Below are 14,966 nucleotides of genomic sequence, written 5' to 3'. Positions count from 1 at the left end.
TTATGCCACGATCTCTTAAAAAAGGTCCTTTTATTGATATAAGTTTGTTAAAAAAAGTAGAAAAATCAGCTAAAAAAAATGATAAAAAACCGATTAAAACATGGTCAAGACGTTCAACAATTTTCCCGAATATGGTAGGTTTAACGATATCCATTCATAATGGTCGTGTTCATATTCCAGTTTTTATTACTGAAGAAATGGTAGGACATAAATTAGGAGAGTTTTCTTTAACTCGTACTTATAGAGGACATACTGCTGATAAAAAAGTAAAAAAACGTTAATTTTAAAAATAAATATACATAATATATAAAAAAAGAGAAGTAAATGGAAATTTTAGCGCAACATCGTCAAGCACGTTCCTCAGCTCAAAAAGTACGTCTAATCGTTGATTTAATTCGTGGGAAAAAAGTACCAGAAGCGTTGAATATTTTAACTTATAATAAAAAAAAAGCAGCTATTCTCGTAAAAAAAGTCATTGAATCTGCAGTAGCCAATGCAGAACATAATGATGGTTTAGATATAGATCAATTAAAAATCAAACAAATATTTGTTAATGAAGGTTCAACAATGAAAAGAATGATGCCACGTGCTAAAGGTCGTGCGGATCGTATTTTAAAACGTACAAGTCATATTACTGTGATTGTATCTGATGGTTAACCTTAAGGAGAAGTAGTTATGGGGCAGAAAGTACATCCTAATGGTATGCGATTGGGTATAATAAAAAAATGGAGTTCTGTTTGGTTTTCTAACACAAAAAATTTTGCTGATTATTTAGATAGTGATTATAAAGTTCGTCGTTTTTTAATGAAAGAGCTTGAAAAAGCTTCTATTTCACGGATTGTTATTGAAAGACCAGCAAAAAGTATAAGAGTTACTATTTATACTGCTAGACCAGGTATTGTTATTGGTAAAAAGGGAGAAGATGTAGAAAAATTAAGAGTATCTATTGCTAAAATTACTGGAGTACCAGTTCAAATTAATATTTCTGAAGTACGTAAACCTGAACTAGATGCTAAACTTGTTTCAGATAGTATCACTTCTCAGTTAGAACGAAGAATAATGTTTCGTCGTGCTATGAAACGATCTGTACAAAATGCAATGAGACAAGGAGCTAAAGGTATTAAAGTTGAAGTTAGCGGACGTTTAGGGGGAGCAGAGATAGCTCGTAGAGAATGGTATAGAGAAGGAAGAGTTCCACTTCATACTTTGCGTGCTAATATTGATTATAGTGTTTCAGAAGCCCATACAACTTATGGTGTAATAGGTGTAAAAGTATGGATTTTTAAAGGTGAAATATTAGGTGGTATGGAAACAATTGAAAAACTAGAAAAACCTACTATTCAGACAAAAAAGCAATTTCGTAAAAATAGAAAATAAAAAAAGAGAGAGCTATAATGTTACAACCCAAACGTACTAAATTTCGAAAAATGCATAAGGGTCGAAATCGTGGTTTAGCTTCTGGTACTCATGTTGAATTTGGAATTTTTGGTTTGAAAGCAATTAATAGAGGACGTATAACTGCTCGTCAAATTGAATCAGCAAGAAGAGCGATTACTCGCTTTATTAAAAGACAAGGTAAAATGTGGATACGTATATTTCCTGATAAACCTATTACACAAAAACCATTAGAAGTGAGAATGGGAAAAGGTAAAGGAAATGTTGAATATTGGGTAGCTTTAATACAACCTGGTAGAATTTTATATGAATTAGATGGAGTTACTGAAGAAGAATCTCGTGAAGCATTTAAATTAGCAGCAGCAAAATTACCAATTAAAACTACTTTTGTAAATAAGATGGTGATGTAATGAAAGCAATAGTAGAATGGAGAAATAAAACTAAAAAAGATCTGAGTACAGAACTTTTACAATTATTAAGAGAACAATTTAATCTTCGAATGCAATCTGTTTCTGGAAAATTAAAACAACCTCATTTATTACGTAAAGTGAGACGTAATATTGCAAAAATTAAGACTTTATTAGCTGAAAAAGAGCGATTAAAATAATGGAAAAAATTCGAACTCTCAAAGGTCGAGTGATGAGTAACAAAATGCAAAAATCTGCTGTTGTTGCAATTGAGCGTTTTGTCAAACATGTTGTTTATGGAAAATTTATTAAACGTACTACAAAAATTCATATTCATGATGAAGAAAATGAATGTAATGTTGGAGATTTCATAGAAATCCGAGAATCTCGTCCAATTTCTAAAAAAAAATCTTGGGTGTTAGTCCGTATTATTGAAAAAAATAATCTTATCAATAAGATAACAAATAAATAACGTTAAAGTTTATTGCATTTTGTATTATTGTAATACAAATTGTAATACAATAAGTATATAAAATATTTTTGTTATTTTTTTAATTAAGATTATAGGAATTTTAAATATATGATTCAAGAACAAACTGTTCTCCATGTAGCTGATAATTCTGGTGCACGATCTGCAATGTGCATTAAAGTTCTAGGTGGTTCACGTCGTCGTTATGCTGCTATTGGAGATATCATTAAAATTACTGTTAAAGAAGCAATACCTCGAGGGAAAGTAAAAAAAGGAGAAGTTTTAAAAGCAGTAGTTGTAAGAACAAAAAAAGGAGTCAGACGAAATGATGGTTCAATTATTCGTTTTGATAATAATGCTTGTGTTGTGTTAAATAATAATGAACAACCTATTGGAACTCGAATTTTTGGACCTGTTACTCGTGAACTAAGAACTGAAAAATTTATGAAAATTATTTCTTTAGCTCCTGAAGTTCTTTAATTTTTTAATAAAAATATGTTAAAGGAATTAAAAAATGGCATCAAAGTTACGCAGTAATGATAGAGTGATTATATTAACTGGAAAAGATAAAGGAAAAAAAAGTACGATTAAAAAAATTTTATCTTCTAATAAAGCAATTGTTAGTGGATTAAACTTAATTAAAAAGCATCAAAAACCTGTTCCATCTCAAAATCAAAGTGGTGGAATAATAGAAAAAGAAGCACCTATTCATATATCAAATATCGCTATTTTAAATCCGGAATCTAATAAATCTGATCGTGTAGGTTTTAGATTAGAAAAGGGAAGAAAAGTACGTTTTTTTAAGTCTAATAAAAAAACGATTTAATAGTTTGGAGTAATATAATGACAACATTTTATCGTTATTATAAATCTAAAGTTATAAAACAATTAATGTTACAAAAAAAATATAGTTCTTTTATGCAAGTACCTAACATCGATAAAATAACTTTAAATATGGGTGTAGGAGCAGCTGCTTCTGATAAAAAAATTTTAGACAATGCAGTTTCAGATTTAACGTTAATTTCTGGTCAAAAACCTATAATCACTAAAGCTCGAAAGTCTATTGCTAGCTTCAAAATTCGTCAAGGTTATCCTATTGGATGTAAAGTAACATTACGTGGTCAAAAAAAATGGGATTTTTTTGAACGTTTAATTGTGATTGCTATCCCCCGTATTCGTGATTTTCGCGGATTATCAAAAAATTCTTTTGATGGTCAAGGAAACTATAGTTTAGGTATACGAGAACAAATTATTTTTCCTGAAATTGATTATGACAAAATTGATCGTATTCGAGGATTAGACATTACAATAACTACTACTGCTACATCTAATGATGAAGGTTTTTTATTATTATCTGCTTTTAATTTTCCTTTTCGTCGATAAAAATAAGGTTATGTCATAAATGGCTAAACAATCTATAAAAGCACGTGAAATTAAACGTGTAATATTAGCTAATAAATTTTATGCGCAACGCAATGAATTAAAAAAAATTATTTCTAATATAAAATGTTCAGAAGAAGAACGTTGGCATGCGATGTTAAAATTGCAATCTTTTCCACGTGATTCTAGTCCATCTCGTCAAAGAAATAGATGTCGTCAAACAGGTCGACCACATGCTTTTTTGCGTAAATTTGGATTAAGTCGTATAAAAGTAAGAGAAGCAGCGATGCAAGGTGAAATACCTGGTTTAAAAAAAGCAAGTTGGTAAAATATATTTTTAGTTTTTGGAGTTTAAATAATGAGTATACAAGATCCAATAGCAGATATGCTAACTCGTATTCGAAATGGTCAGTCAGCTAATAAATATTCTGTTACGATGCCATCATCTAAATTAAAAAAATCAATTATAAAATTATTAAAAGAAGAAGGTTATATTCAAGATTATGAAATTACTGGTATGAAAAAACCTGAATTAAAAGTTTTTTTAAAATATTTTAAAGGAAAATCAGTAGTAGAAATGATTGAACGTATTAGTCGGCCAAGTTTACGTATATATAAAAATAAGAAAGATTTACCTCAAGTAATGTCTGGTTTGGGAATTGCAATAATTTCCACTTCTCAAGGTGTTATGACAGATCGTATAGCTCGTCAAAAAGGGCTGGGTGGTGAAGTTATTTGTTATGTAGCTTAATGGAGGAAGCATGTCTCGTGTTGCTAAATGTCCAATTATTGTTCCTTCTGATATTAATATTAAATTAGATTTACAACTAATTTCCATTAAAGGAAAATATGGTTATCTTTCACGTGTGATTAATAAATCTGTAAAAATAGAATATTTAAATGATAAAATCTTTTTTTCACCACGTTCAGGTTTTTCTGACGGTTGGGCCCAAGCAGGAACTTCAAGAGCACTTGTAAATTCTATGATTGTTGGTGTTTCTGAACAATTTATAAAAAAATTACAATTATCCGGAGTAGGTTATCGAGTTTCTATTACAGGAAGTAATGTAATCAATATGTCATTAGGTTATTCTCATATTATTACGTATAATTTACCTAAAGGAGTATTTGCAGACAATCCATCTCCAACAGAAATTATTATTCGAGGTATAGATAAGCAATTAGTAGGTCAAATTGCCGCGAATTTACGTTCTTACCGTACACCAGAACCATATAAAGGAAAAGGTATTCGATATTCAGATGAAATCGTTCGTATAAAAGAGGCTAAAAAGAAATAATATGATTCTATCAAATAAAACAAAAATAATCTCTCGTATGCGTCGATCTATGAAAACAAGATGTAAAATAAAAACACTTGGTGCGATAAGATTAGTTATACATCGCACTTCACGTCATATGTATGCTCAAATTATTTGTTCTAAACAATCAAAAGTATTAGCTTACGCTTCTACAGTTGAAAAAAAAATAAATACTGATTTAGAATATACAGGTAATAAAAAAGCTGCTTCTGTAATAGGAAAAATTATTGCAGAACGTGCTTTTGTGAAAGGAATATATTCTGTTTCTTTTGATCGATCTGGTTTTAAATATCACGGGCGTATAAAAATATTAGCTGAATCTGCTCGTGAAATGGGCTTAAAGTTTTAAAGTGAGAATTGATGATGGTTAATATTGAAAAAAAAAATAATAATGATTTACAAGAAAAGTTAATTACAGTCAATCGTGTTTCAAAGACCGTTAAAGGTGGTCGTGTATTTTCCTTTACTGCATTAACTGTAGTAGGAAATGGAGATGGAAGAGTAGGTTTTGGTTATGGTAAAGCTCGTGAAGTTCCTGCAGCAATTCAGAAGGCTATGGAAAAAGCTAGACGTAATATGATTACGGTACCATTAGTAAATAAAACTTTACAACACGCATTAAAAGGTTCTCATACTGGATCTAATGTGTTTATGAAACCTGCTTCTGATGGAACTGGAATTATTGCAGGTGGAGCTATGCGTGCAGTATTAGAAGTTGCAGGGATACATAATGTTTTAGCTAAAACTTATGGTTCTACTAATCCTATTAATGTAGTTCGTGCAACTATGAATGGTTTAATTAACATGAAATCTCCAGAAATAATAGCTGCAAAGCGAAATAAATGTATAGAAGATATATTAGGATAAAGAATATTTCATGAAAAATATAAAAATTACTCAAATAAAAAGTTCTATTGGTAGATTACCAAAGCATAAAAAAACATTAATTGGATTGGGATTACGTCATATTGGACACACTGTTATACGAGAAAATAAACCATCTATTCAAGGTATGATTAAAAAAATTTCTTATATTTTAAAAATACAAGAGGCATAGAAAAGATGCATTTAAATACTCTTGCACCAGCAAATGGAGCTCGTCGTAATCGAAAAAGATTAGGTCGCGGAATTGGTTCTGGATTTGGAAAAACTTCAGGAAGAGGGCATAAAGGTCAAAAATCTAGATCAGGAAGCAGTATTCGTCGTGGTTTTGAAGGAGGGCAAATGCCTTTATATAGAAGATTGCCTAAATTTGGATTTAATTCGAGAAAAAAAAATATTACTGCAGAAGTTCGTTTATCGGATTTATCTAATTTCACGACAGTGAATCTTGAGATATTAAAAAAAGAAAATATTATTAAAAAAAATATCAAATATGCCAAAATAATTCTTTCAGGAACAATAAATAAATCCTTAATAATTAAAGGTTTACTTGTGACTAAGGGTGCTCGTATTGAAATTGAAAAGTCCGGTGGCAAAGTTGAAGGATGAGCATTGAATAATGGTCAAAAAATTGAAATTAAATTTTAAAAAAACTAAAAAAAAATTTAGTGAATTAAAACATAGAATTATTTTTGTAATAATAGCTCTTATTGTTTTTCGTATCGGTTCTTTTATTCCTATTCCTGGAATTGATACTGTTATTTTGTCTAAAATATTAAATGAACAAAAAGGTACTATTGTTGACATTTTTAACATGTTTTCTGGTGGAGCGCTAAGTCGCGCTTCTATTTTTTCTTTAGGGATTATGCCATATATTTCCGCTTCTATTATCATTCAATTATTAACATTAATATATCCAACTTTATCTGAAATGAAAAAAGAAGGAGAATCTGGACGTCATAAAATCAATCAATATACTAGATACGGGACGTTAATATTATCTGTTTTACAATCCATTGGAATGTCTATAAGTCTTCCTAATCTCCTAGGAACACGTGTGATTATTATTAATCCAGATTTTTCTTTTTATTTAGTTGCAGTTATAAGTTTAGTAACTGGAACTATGTTTTTAATGTGGTTAGGAGAACTAATTACTGAATATGGTATTGGAAATGGTATTTCCATTATTATTTTTATAGGAATTGTAGCAGGTTTACCTTCAGCTATTGGAAATACTATTGAGCAAACTAAAGCAGGAGATTTATCTTTTTTATTATTTTTATCTATTTTATTGGTAATTTTTTTAGTTATTTTTTTTGTAGTATTTATAGAAAGAGGACAAAGAAAAATTATCGTACATTATGCACAACGTCAACAAGGTCGACGTATTTATACTGCACAAAGTACTCATTTACCTTTAAAAGTTAATATGTCTGGTGTTATGCCAGCTATTTTTGCATCTAGTATTGTTTTATTTCCCACAACAATTATATCATGGTGTAAACCAAATAATCAATGGACATGGTTAAAAAATATTGCATTTTATTTGCAACCAAATCAACCTTTATATTTAATTTTATACATATCTACAATAATCTTTTTTTGTTTTTTTTATACTGAATTAATGTTTAATCCTCGTGAAACAGCTGATAATTTAAAAAAATCAGGTGCTTTTATTTCGGGCATTAGACCTGGTGAGCAAACAGCAAAATATATTCATAAAATTATGATGAGATTAACATTAGTTGGATCTTTTTATATTACTTTTATTTGTTTAATTCCAGAATTGATGCGAAGTGCTATGAATGCTCCTTTTTATTTTGGTGGTACTTCACTTTTGATTGTTGTTGTAGTTATTATGGATTTTATATCTCAAGTACAAACATTAATAATGTCTAATCAATACGATTCTATATTAAAAAAAGCTAATTTAAATTAAAATATTTAAGGAAAGATATGAAAGTCAAAGCTTCTGTTAAAATATTGTGTCGAAATTGTAAAATAATAAAAAGAAAAAATGTTGTGAGAGTGATATGTAAAAATGATCCAAAACATAAGCAGCGTCAAGGATAATTTTATGATATTACATATTTTTAAAAAAAATAATAAGGTCTTATAATATGGCACGTATTGCAGGTATTAATATTCCTGAAAATAAGCATACTTTAATTGCATTAACTTCTATATATGGTATTGGAAAAAAACTGTCTAAATTAATTTGTTCTATTTCACAAGTTCCTGAGTCTTCTAAAATTATAGATTTAAATGAAGAACAAATTGAATGTTTAAGAACAAATGTTGCAAAATATGTAATTGAAGGTGATTTAAGAAGAGAAGTAACACTTAATATTAAACGTTTAATTGATTTAAATTGTTATCGCGGTTTACGTCATCGAAGAAGTCTGCCTGTACATGGACAAAGAACTAAAACTAATGCAAGAACTTGTAAAGGTCCACGAAAACCAATAAAAAAATAAATTAGGATAGAAGGTAATATTATATTATGATAAAAAATTCTTTAACTATTCGAACACGCAAGCGTGTTAAAAAACAAATTTTAGATGGTATAGCACATATACATGCATCTTTTAATAACACGATTGTTACTATTACTGATAGACAAGGAAATGCTTTAGGTTGGGCAACATCTGGTGGTTCTGGTTTTAGAGGATCTAGAAAATCTACTCCTTTTGCAGCTCAAGTAGCTGCTGAACGTTGTGCAGAGATAGTTAAAGATTATGGTATAAAAAATTTAGAAGTTATGGTAAAAGGGCCAGGTCCAGGTAGAGAATCAACAATCAGAGCCTTGAATGCTGCTGGATTTCGTATTACAAATATTACTGATGTGACACCTATTCCTCATAATGGTTGTCGTCCTCCAAAAAAACGTCGTGTATAATTTTTTTAAAAACTTTGTAGAGAAAAAAATGGCAAAATATATCGGTCCTAAATTAAAATTAAGTCGACGAGAAGGAACTGATTTATTTTTAAAATCAGGACTTCGCGCAATAGAATCAAAATGTAAATTAGATCAACTTCCTGGACAGCATGGTATTAGAAAACCTAGATTGTCTGATTATGCTGTACAATTACGAGAAAAACAAAAAGTACGTCGTTTATATGGTATCTTAGAACGTCAATTCAAAATATATTATAAAAATGCAGCTCGTTTAAAAGGAAATACTGGAGCTAATTTATTAAAATTATTAGAATGTAGATTAGACAATATAGTTTATCGTATGGGTTTTGGTTGTACTCGCTCAGAATCGAGACAATTAATTAATCATAAAGCAATTATGGTGAATAAAAAAATTGTTAATATTTCTTCATATCAGGTATCTCCTAATGATTTGATTTCTGTTAGAGAAAAATCTAAAAATCAATCACGAATAAAAGCTGCATTAGAACTTGTTGAACAAAGAGAAAAACCAATATGGTTAGAAGTTAATTCAAGAGAGATGGAAGGTATTTTAAAAAGGTTCCCGGAACGTTCTGATTTATCTGCAGAAATTAATGAATACTTAATTATTGAACTGTATTCCAAGTAATCAATAAAAACATAAGTTGACTATTGAATAGGAGGGAATATGCAGAATGCTATAATGGGTTTTTTAAAACCTCGTTTAGTTGATATTGAACAAATTAGCATGACTCATACTAAAGTGACTTTAGAGCCGTTAGAACGAGGATTCGGTCACACACTTGGAAATGCACTGCGTAGAATTCTTTTATCTTCTATGCCGGGATGTGCAGTTACTGAAGTTCAAATTGACGGAGTACTTCATGAATATAGTACTAAAGAAGGAATACAAGAAGATATTCTAGAAATATTATTAAATTTAAAAGGATTAGCTATTAAAGTACATGGAAAGGATGAAGCTTTTCTGACATTAAATAAATCTGGAATTGGTCCTGTTACTGCCAGAGATATTATACATGATAGTGATGTTGAAATTATTAAACCAGAACATATAATTTGTAATTTAACTTATGAAAAAGCATCTATTAATATGAGAATTAAAGTACAACGTGGAAGAGGCTATGTTCCTGCTGCTTCTAGAATTCATATAGAAGAGGATGTACGACCAATAGGATGTTTGTTATTAGATGCGTGTTATAGTCCTATAGATCGTATTTCTTATAATGTTGAAGCTGCACGTGTTGAACAAAGAACTGATTTAGATAAATTAGTTATTGAGATGGAAACAAATGGAACAATTGATCCAGAAGAAGCAATTCGACGAGCGGCTACTATTTTATCAGATCAATTAGAAGCATTTGTTGATTTAAGAGACGTTCGTGAACCTGAAATTCAGGAAGAAAAACCAGAATTTGAACCTATTTTATTGCGTCCAGTAGATGATTTAGAACTCACTGTTCGTTCAGCTAATTGTCTTAAAGCAGAATCAATACATTATATTGGAGATTTAGTGCAGCGCACTGAAGTAGAACTTTTAAAAACACCTAACTTAGGAAAAAAATCTTTAACCGAGATTAAAGATATATTAGCTTCTCGTAATTTATCTCTAGGTATGAGATTAGAGAATTGGCCACCATCAAGTATTTTAGATGAATAATTTATATTATATTTTATATTAACAAATTAATTAAAGGAATAAATTTATGCGTCATCGTAAACGTGGCCGTCAATTAAATCGTAATAGAACTCATGTAAATGCTATGTTAAAAAATATGGCATGTTCTTTATTAAAATATGAAATTATAAAAACTACTTTATCTAAAGCAAAAGAACTGCGTTATATTGTAGAGCCTCTTATTACTTTATCGAAAGTAGATACTGTGTCAAATAGAAGATTAGCATTTTCTCGCATACGTGATAATTTAATAGTATCAAAATTATTTAATAAATTAGGCCCATTATTTTTAAATAGATTAGGAGGTTATACTCGTATTTTAAAATGTGGATTTAGATCTGGAGATAAAGCTCCTATGGCTTATATTGAATTAGTTGATCGTGTTAAAAAAGAGAAAACAGAAGCAATAGTAAAAACAGAGTAAATTGTAATTAAGTTATATCATTTAATTATATAAATATTTTTTTATTTAATCAAAGCAAACGGTGTGTGTGTCCGTTTGCTTCTTTTTTAGAGAATTATACCTGGTTTAAAAAAATTTTTTTTAGATGTAACTATATTTTTTATATCAATAATTGTTTTTCCTGGTAATTGTATTTTTTGAATATTCAGTATTTGATAAGATGTTTTAATTTGCATTCCATACTTATCTAAACATATAATTTCTCCTATAGAAAAATTTTTTTCTATTGTAGGTATTACTGTTGATTTCCAGACTTTTATATTTTGATTGTTAAACATAAAATAACATACTGGATATGGATTAAATGCTCTAATTAAACGTTCTAATTGTTGAGCTTGTATATTCCAGTTTAACAAAGCATCTTTTTTATATATTTTTCTTGATAAAGTAATATTTTTTTCATCTTGTTTTTTTTCAAAAATGTTATTTAAAATGATATTTTCTAATGTTTCTAATAATCCTTTTATACCTATTTTTATTAATTTTACAGATAAACTTTGAGTAGTATCTTTTGATGATATATTACAATTCATAGAATATATAATAGTTCCAGAATCAATTTTATCATTCATTTTAATAATGCTAATCCCGGTACTTGTATCACCATGTAAAATAGAGGATTGAATAGGAGTTGGACCACGCCATCTTGGTAAAAGTGAAGGATGGACATTGATGCATCCTTTTGAAAAGATATCTAATAATTTTTTAGGTATAATTTTACCATAAGATACTACTATCATAATATCTGCATTAAGTTTAAATATTTTTTTTTGAAATATCTCATTGTTTAAAGATAATGGTTGAAAAATAGGGATTTTATTATTTATAGATATTATTTTTACTGGTGAAAAGTGTATTTTTTGTCCTCTTCCAGAAGGACGATCTGGTTGAGTAAGAACTGAAATAATTTTATGTGGAGAATGAATTAATGCATTGAGATATTCAGCAGAAAAATTGTCTGTTCCAGCGAAGATAATTTTTAATTTTTTCAAATTTATCTAATCCTTTGAATAAAATTTCGTTTGTTTTTTTAATTTTTTAAATTTTTTTTCAATTCTATCTTTTTTAAATTGAGATAAATAATCAATAAATAATTTTCCTTTGAGATGGTCTATTTCATGTTGTATACATATAGAAAGTATTGATTTTGCTTCTATTTCTATTTTTTTTCCATCTCGATTGAGAGCTTGAACTTTAATATAGTTAAATCTTGGAATAGAGGCTCGATATTCTGGAATTGATAAACAACCTTCTTCAATGCTGATATTACCTTCTTTTTCAATAATTTTAGGATTGATAAGAACTAAATTATTTTCTTTCTTTTTCATTGTATTAGTAACTATAATTTGTAATTGAATATTAACTTGCGTGGCTGCTAAACCTATTCCATCTTCTTGATTCATTGTATCTATCATGTTATTGATAATTTCATTTGTTGTTTTATTGATATTTGTTACGGGTTTTGCAACAAGTCTTAAGCGTTTATCAGGATAGTAAAGTATTTTTAAAAAAGGCATATGGATTTTAGCTATAAATAGTGGAATTTGATTTATTAGTATAGACTTTTTTATTATAATTAAAAGTTTACTTAGTTTGTTTAATAAAATATATTTTATTTTTAATAAAAATCTATTTAAATTATATTATAATATTTATATGTTATATATTAATAATATTCGTGATAAAATTGTATATAGAATATATTACTAAACATTTAAGTTTTTAAGTATATAATTGAGGATGTAATGTTTGATATATTAATATATTTATTTGAAAATTATGTACATACTGAATCAAAAATATCTATTGATTATGATAGTTTAACTAATGATTTATCAGATATAGGATTTCAAAAAAGAGATATTTATAACGCTTTGCGTTGGTTAAAAAATCTTTCTTGTTATAAAAATAATATTATTTCGTCTATTCATGTATTATCAAAACAGATATCTACTCGCATTTATACTCAAGAAGAATCTTTAAAGTTAAACGTTGATTGTCGTGGTTTTATTCTTTTTTTAGAGCAATTAGAAATATTAACATTAGAAACAAGAGAAATGATTATTGAAAGAATTATGGATTTGGATATTAAAGAATTAAATCTTGAAGATTTAAAATGGATTGTATTAATTGTCTTATTTAATGTCCCTGGATGTGAGTTAGTATATCGTAAACTTGAAAATTTATTATTTAATTTTCAAGAAGAAATTATTCATTAGATATTTTAAGAAAAAATTTAAAAAGTGATATATTTTTTTTAATGAGAAGAAGTAATGAATAACGATTTTTTTTTAAAATCATTATTATATTGTGTAAAAATGTTAAAAAATAATAATGTTATTGCATATCCTACAGAATCAATGTTTGGACTTGGATGTAATCCTGATAGTGAAAAAGCGGTAAAAAAATTACTTCAGTTAAAAAAGAGAAATATAAAAAAAGGTTTTATATTAGTCGCTGCTAATTTTCATCAAATAAAAAATTATATTAATGAAAATGATTTATCATATAAACAAAAACAGATAATGTTTCTTCATTGGCCAGGACCATTTACCTTTTTAGTTCCAGCTAAACCTGAAGTTCCTTATTGGTTAACTGGTGAATTTAATACTATAGCTGTACGTATTAGTTCTCATTCACAAATAATACAATTATGTAATGCATTTGGAGGGGCTTTAATATCTACAAGTGCAAATATTTCATCAATGAGTCCTTGTTTTACAGTTAAAGAAGTTTATAAATATTTTGGTCATAATTTTCCATTACTCTATGGGAAAATAGGTACTGAAAAAAATCCTTCTAAGATTATTAATATTATTAATGGAAATGTAATTCGTTATGTTTAGATGTCAAGATTTTAATTATGCTGTATTTGGAAATCCTATTAATCACACTAAATCACCTGTTATTCATAAATTTTTTTCAGAACAAACAAATATTTTTCATCCTTATAAGGCTGTTCATGTTCCATTAAACAGTTTATATTCTTATTTAAGATTTTTTTTTAAAAGTAATGGTTGTGGTGCAAATATTACTGCGCCATTTAAACAAGAAGCACGTTTTTTTTGCAATCAATTAACTAAACGAGCTCAAATTGCTCAATCAGTTAATACATTAAAAAAATTAGATAATCAAGAAATTTTAGGAGATAATACAGATGGAATTGGATTGTTGTCTGATTTAAAAAGATTAAATTTTATAAAAAAAAGATATTCAATTTTAATACTTGGTGCTGGTGGTGTTGTTAGAGGTATTTTATTTCCGCTTTTATCTTTTGGTTGTTCTGTATACATTTTAAATCGAACTATAAAAAATGCTGAAAAATTAGTATCACAATTTAATCAGTATGGAGATATTAGAGTATTAAAAGAAAATACATCAAAAATAGAATATTTTGACTTAATTATTAATGCAAGAACAAATATTTCAGAAGAAACATATAATATAATTCCTTCATCTTTTTTTTGTTTAAAAAACACACATTTTTATGATGTAAATTATCAAAAAAATAATTCATGTTTTATTAAATGGTGTATTCATATAGGTGCGAATTTTTTTTCTGATGGAATAGGTATGTTAGTTTTTCAGGCTGCTCATTCTTTTTTTTTATGGCATAATATTATGCCTGACATTGATTGTGTCATTGATATTCTAAAAAAAGCGCATTCTTTTGAAAAAAAATAATTTAATTAATTTTTTATCAAAAATTATTATTTTTTATTATTTGAGCTAATAATAAAAAAATCACTTGACTCTTTTTTTTTGATCTGCTATTTATAATAATATTAAATAGATATTAAATATATTTCTCTCTCACATAAGTCCCCTTCGTCTAGAGGTCTAGGACACTGCCCTTTCACGGCGGCAACAGGGGTTCAAATCCCCTAGGGGACAAGAAATAAAAATATTTATCAAAATATTTATATACTAATTTAAATAATTGTGTTATTCTAAAGACAACTTTTAAAATAAAGTTAAATTTGAAAAAAGCTCTTTAAAAATTCGGAAAAACAAGCATAATAAACTTTTTTATTATTAAAACACCTGTGGGTTGTA

Annotated in this window: 28 protein-coding genes and 1 tRNA gene; 27 read left to right on the top strand and 2 right to left on the bottom strand. The window is 27.8% G+C overall.

The annotated features are described in order from the left end of the window. The first annotated feature begins 2 nt into the window (after positions 1-2). The 23 genes from rpsS (at position 3) to rplQ (ending at position 10,871) form a co-directional block, all read left to right on the top strand. The gene (rpsS, locus tag D9V74_RS02480) at positions 3-281 is read left to right on the top strand and encodes a 30S ribosomal protein S19 (RefSeq protein WP_158362969.1); all 279 of its coding nucleotides are present in this window, start codon (positions 3-5) and stop codon (positions 279-281) included. Between the two features lie 43 nt (positions 282-324). Then, entirely contained in the window at positions 325-657 is a 333-nt protein-coding gene (rplV, locus tag D9V74_RS02475; RefSeq protein ID WP_158362967.1) for a 50S ribosomal protein L22, read from the top strand. Between the two features lie 18 nt (positions 658-675). Continuing rightward, positions 676-1,377 (top strand): 30S ribosomal protein S3, encoded by a 702-nt coding sequence (rpsC, locus tag D9V74_RS02470; RefSeq protein WP_158362965.1) that lies wholly within the window; start codon positions 676-678, stop codon positions 1,375-1,377. 17 nt (positions 1,378-1,394) lie between these two features. After that, entirely contained in the window at positions 1,395-1,805 is a 411-nt protein-coding gene (gene rplP / locus D9V74_RS02465; protein ID WP_158362963.1) for a 50S ribosomal protein L16, read from the top strand. Continuing rightward, a complete protein-coding gene (rpmC, locus tag D9V74_RS02460; RefSeq protein ID WP_158362961.1) occupies positions 1,805-2,002 on the top strand; it encodes a 50S ribosomal protein L29 in 198 nt (65 codons plus the stop codon). The genes rplP and rpmC overlap by 1 nt, the downstream gene beginning before the upstream one ends. After that, complete coding sequence (gene rpsQ, locus D9V74_RS02455) at positions 1,999-2,274, top strand: 30S ribosomal protein S17 (RefSeq protein ID WP_261979377.1); 276 nt, start codon at positions 1,999-2,001, stop codon at positions 2,272-2,274. The genes rpmC and rpsQ overlap by 4 nt, the downstream gene beginning before the upstream one ends. A gap of 108 nt (positions 2,275-2,382) precedes the next feature. Beyond that, the gene (gene rplN / locus D9V74_RS02450) at positions 2,383-2,751 is read left to right on the top strand and encodes a 50S ribosomal protein L14 (RefSeq protein WP_158362957.1); all 369 of its coding nucleotides are present in this window, start codon (positions 2,383-2,385) and stop codon (positions 2,749-2,751) included. A gap of 34 nt (positions 2,752-2,785) precedes the next feature. Then, the gene (gene rplX, locus D9V74_RS02445) at positions 2,786-3,097 is read left to right on the top strand and encodes a 50S ribosomal protein L24 (RefSeq protein WP_158362955.1); all 312 of its coding nucleotides are present in this window, start codon (positions 2,786-2,788) and stop codon (positions 3,095-3,097) included. A 17-nt stretch (positions 3,098-3,114) separates the two neighbouring features. Then, entirely contained in the window at positions 3,115-3,654 is a 540-nt protein-coding gene (gene rplE, locus D9V74_RS02440) for a 50S ribosomal protein L5 (protein WP_158362953.1), read from the top strand. A 19-nt stretch (positions 3,655-3,673) separates the two neighbouring features. Beyond that, the gene (gene rpsN / locus D9V74_RS02435) at positions 3,674-3,979 is read left to right on the top strand and encodes a 30S ribosomal protein S14 (protein WP_158362951.1); all 306 of its coding nucleotides are present in this window, start codon (positions 3,674-3,676) and stop codon (positions 3,977-3,979) included. 30 nt (positions 3,980-4,009) lie between these two features. Further along, on the top strand, positions 4,010-4,402 hold the full coding sequence (gene rpsH / locus D9V74_RS02430; RefSeq protein ID WP_158362949.1) for a 30S ribosomal protein S8: 393 nt from the start codon (positions 4,010-4,012) through the stop codon (positions 4,400-4,402). A gap of 10 nt (positions 4,403-4,412) precedes the next feature. Continuing rightward, positions 4,413-4,949 (top strand): 50S ribosomal protein L6, encoded by a 537-nt coding sequence (rplF, locus tag D9V74_RS02425; RefSeq protein ID WP_158362948.1) that lies wholly within the window; start codon positions 4,413-4,415, stop codon positions 4,947-4,949. A 1-nt stretch (position 4,950) separates the two neighbouring features. Then, complete coding sequence (gene rplR, locus D9V74_RS02420; protein WP_158362946.1) at positions 4,951-5,319, top strand: 50S ribosomal protein L18; 369 nt, start codon at positions 4,951-4,953, stop codon at positions 5,317-5,319. A 14-nt stretch (positions 5,320-5,333) separates the two neighbouring features. Further along, positions 5,334-5,837 (top strand): 30S ribosomal protein S5, encoded by a 504-nt coding sequence (rpsE, locus tag D9V74_RS02415; protein WP_158363130.1) that lies wholly within the window; start codon positions 5,334-5,336, stop codon positions 5,835-5,837. Positions 5,838-5,847: 10 nt separating this feature from the next. Continuing rightward, positions 5,848-6,027: a 50S ribosomal protein L30 gene (rpmD, locus tag D9V74_RS02410; protein ID WP_158362944.1), complete on the top strand. Its 180-nt coding sequence runs from the start codon at positions 5,848-5,850 to the stop codon at positions 6,025-6,027. 5 nt (positions 6,028-6,032) lie between these two features. Beyond that, the gene (gene rplO / locus D9V74_RS02405) at positions 6,033-6,461 is read left to right on the top strand and encodes a 50S ribosomal protein L15 (protein WP_158362942.1); all 429 of its coding nucleotides are present in this window, start codon (positions 6,033-6,035) and stop codon (positions 6,459-6,461) included. Between the two features lie 10 nt (positions 6,462-6,471). Beyond that, positions 6,472-7,791: a preprotein translocase subunit SecY gene (gene secY, locus D9V74_RS02400; RefSeq protein ID WP_158362940.1), complete on the top strand. Its 1,320-nt coding sequence runs from the start codon at positions 6,472-6,474 to the stop codon at positions 7,789-7,791. A 17-nt stretch (positions 7,792-7,808) separates the two neighbouring features. Next, positions 7,809-7,925 carry a 50S ribosomal protein L36 gene (gene rpmJ / locus D9V74_RS02395; protein WP_158362938.1) on the top strand — a complete coding sequence of 39 codons (117 nt, stop codon included), beginning with the start codon at positions 7,809-7,811 and terminating at the stop codon, positions 7,923-7,925. 47 nt (positions 7,926-7,972) lie between these two features. Continuing rightward, positions 7,973-8,329 (top strand): 30S ribosomal protein S13, encoded by a 357-nt coding sequence (gene rpsM, locus D9V74_RS02390; RefSeq protein WP_158362936.1) that lies wholly within the window; start codon positions 7,973-7,975, stop codon positions 8,327-8,329. Between the two features lie 26 nt (positions 8,330-8,355). Beyond that, positions 8,356-8,751 (top strand): 30S ribosomal protein S11, encoded by a 396-nt coding sequence (rpsK, locus tag D9V74_RS02385; protein WP_158362934.1) that lies wholly within the window; start codon positions 8,356-8,358, stop codon positions 8,749-8,751. A 28-nt stretch (positions 8,752-8,779) separates the two neighbouring features. After that, the gene (rpsD, locus tag D9V74_RS02380) at positions 8,780-9,400 is read left to right on the top strand and encodes a 30S ribosomal protein S4 (protein ID WP_158362932.1); all 621 of its coding nucleotides are present in this window, start codon (positions 8,780-8,782) and stop codon (positions 9,398-9,400) included. A gap of 39 nt (positions 9,401-9,439) precedes the next feature. Then, entirely contained in the window at positions 9,440-10,429 is a 990-nt protein-coding gene (locus tag D9V74_RS02375) for a DNA-directed RNA polymerase subunit alpha (protein ID WP_158362930.1), read from the top strand. Positions 10,430-10,475: 46 nt separating this feature from the next. Further along, positions 10,476-10,871, top strand: coding sequence for a 50S ribosomal protein L17 (rplQ, locus tag D9V74_RS02370; RefSeq protein ID WP_158362928.1), 396 nt, complete (start codon positions 10,476-10,478; stop codon positions 10,869-10,871). An 86-nt stretch (positions 10,872-10,957) separates the two neighbouring features. On the opposite strand, the gene fmt is transcribed toward rplQ, so the two are convergent. Continuing rightward, positions 10,958-11,902 carry a methionyl-tRNA formyltransferase gene (gene fmt / locus D9V74_RS02365; RefSeq protein WP_158362926.1) on the bottom strand — a complete coding sequence of 315 codons (945 nt, stop codon included), beginning with the start codon at positions 11,900-11,902 and terminating at the stop codon, positions 10,958-10,960. 6 nt (positions 11,903-11,908) lie between these two features. After that, on the bottom strand, positions 11,909-12,427 hold the full coding sequence (gene def, locus D9V74_RS02360; protein WP_158362924.1) for a peptide deformylase: 519 nt from the start codon (positions 12,425-12,427) through the stop codon (positions 11,909-11,911). A gap of 228 nt (positions 12,428-12,655) precedes the next feature. On the opposite strand from def, the gene D9V74_RS02355 reads away from it, so the two are divergent. The 4 genes from D9V74_RS02355 to D9V74_RS02340 all read left to right on the top strand — a co-directional run bounded on the left by D9V74_RS02355 (position 12,656) and on the right by D9V74_RS02340 (position 14,804). Further along, the gene (locus D9V74_RS02355; protein WP_158362922.1) at positions 12,656-13,129 is read left to right on the top strand and encodes a DUF494 family protein; all 474 of its coding nucleotides are present in this window, start codon (positions 12,656-12,658) and stop codon (positions 13,127-13,129) included. Between the two features lie 99 nt (positions 13,130-13,228). Next, entirely contained in the window at positions 13,229-13,756 is a 528-nt protein-coding gene (locus tag D9V74_RS02350) for a Sua5/YciO/YrdC/YwlC family protein (RefSeq protein ID WP_187308554.1), read from the top strand. Continuing rightward, positions 13,749-14,594: a shikimate dehydrogenase gene (gene aroE / locus D9V74_RS02345; protein ID WP_158362918.1), complete on the top strand. Its 846-nt coding sequence runs from the start codon at positions 13,749-13,751 to the stop codon at positions 14,592-14,594. The genes D9V74_RS02350 and aroE overlap by 8 nt, the downstream gene beginning before the upstream one ends. Before the next feature lie 137 nt (positions 14,595-14,731). Then, positions 14,732-14,804 (top strand) — tRNA-Glu (locus D9V74_RS02340). Positions 14,805-14,966 lie beyond the last annotated feature (162 nt).

Origin of the sequence: Buchnera aphidicola (Macrosiphoniella sanborni) (assembly GCF_005080885.1) — a bacterium.
In the GTDB taxonomy this organism is placed as follows: Bacteria; Pseudomonadota; Gammaproteobacteria; order Enterobacterales; family Enterobacteriaceae; genus Buchnera; species Buchnera aphidicola_AU.
The sequence above is the reverse complement of the archived record's forward strand: the minus strand, read 5'-3'. Positions and strand labels throughout refer to the sequence as shown.

Coding starts and splice junctions, on each gene's coding strand:
- rpsS (WP_158362969.1), top strand. CDS start 3: ATGCCACGATCTCTTAAAAAAGGTCCTTTTATTGATATAAGTTTGTTA.
- rplV (WP_158362967.1), top strand. CDS start 325: ATGGAAATTTTAGCGCAACATCGTCAAGCACGTTCCTCAGCTCAAAAA.
- rpsC (WP_158362965.1), top strand. CDS start 676: ATGGGGCAGAAAGTACATCCTAATGGTATGCGATTGGGTATAATAAAA.
- rplP (WP_158362963.1), top strand. CDS start 1,395: ATGTTACAACCCAAACGTACTAAATTTCGAAAAATGCATAAGGGTCGA.
- rpmC (WP_158362961.1), top strand. CDS start 1,805: ATGAAAGCAATAGTAGAATGGAGAAATAAAACTAAAAAAGATCTGAGT.
- rplN (WP_158362957.1), top strand. CDS start 2,383: ATGATTCAAGAACAAACTGTTCTCCATGTAGCTGATAATTCTGGTGCA.
- rplX (WP_158362955.1), top strand. CDS start 2,786: ATGGCATCAAAGTTACGCAGTAATGATAGAGTGATTATATTAACTGGA.
- rplE (WP_158362953.1), top strand. CDS start 3,115: ATGACAACATTTTATCGTTATTATAAATCTAAAGTTATAAAACAATTA.
- rpsN (WP_158362951.1), top strand. CDS start 3,674: ATGGCTAAACAATCTATAAAAGCACGTGAAATTAAACGTGTAATATTA.
- rpsH (WP_158362949.1), top strand. CDS start 4,010: ATGAGTATACAAGATCCAATAGCAGATATGCTAACTCGTATTCGAAAT.
- rplF (WP_158362948.1), top strand. CDS start 4,413: ATGTCTCGTGTTGCTAAATGTCCAATTATTGTTCCTTCTGATATTAAT.
- rplR (WP_158362946.1), top strand. CDS start 4,951: ATGATTCTATCAAATAAAACAAAAATAATCTCTCGTATGCGTCGATCT.
- rpsE (WP_158363130.1), top strand. CDS start 5,334: ATGGTTAATATTGAAAAAAAAAATAATAATGATTTACAAGAAAAGTTA.
- rpmD (WP_158362944.1), top strand. CDS start 5,848: ATGAAAAATATAAAAATTACTCAAATAAAAAGTTCTATTGGTAGATTA.
- rplO (WP_158362942.1), top strand. CDS start 6,033: ATGCATTTAAATACTCTTGCACCAGCAAATGGAGCTCGTCGTAATCGA.
- secY (WP_158362940.1), top strand. CDS start 6,472: ATGGTCAAAAAATTGAAATTAAATTTTAAAAAAACTAAAAAAAAATTT.
- rpmJ (WP_158362938.1), top strand. CDS start 7,809: ATGAAAGTCAAAGCTTCTGTTAAAATATTGTGTCGAAATTGTAAAATA.
- rpsM (WP_158362936.1), top strand. CDS start 7,973: ATGGCACGTATTGCAGGTATTAATATTCCTGAAAATAAGCATACTTTA.
- rpsK (WP_158362934.1), top strand. CDS start 8,356: ATGATAAAAAATTCTTTAACTATTCGAACACGCAAGCGTGTTAAAAAA.
- rpsD (WP_158362932.1), top strand. CDS start 8,780: ATGGCAAAATATATCGGTCCTAAATTAAAATTAAGTCGACGAGAAGGA.
- D9V74_RS02375 (WP_158362930.1), top strand. CDS start 9,440: ATGCAGAATGCTATAATGGGTTTTTTAAAACCTCGTTTAGTTGATATT.
- rplQ (WP_158362928.1), top strand. CDS start 10,476: ATGCGTCATCGTAAACGTGGCCGTCAATTAAATCGTAATAGAACTCAT.
- def (WP_158362924.1), bottom strand. CDS start 12,427: ATGCCTTTTTTAAAAATACTTTACTATCCTGATAAACGCTTAAGACTT.
- D9V74_RS02355 (WP_158362922.1), top strand. CDS start 12,656: ATGTTTGATATATTAATATATTTATTTGAAAATTATGTACATACTGAA.
- D9V74_RS02350 (WP_187308554.1), top strand. CDS start 13,229: ATGTTAAAAAATAATAATGTTATTGCATATCCTACAGAATCAATGTTT.
- aroE (WP_158362918.1), top strand. CDS start 13,749: ATGTTTAGATGTCAAGATTTTAATTATGCTGTATTTGGAAATCCTATT.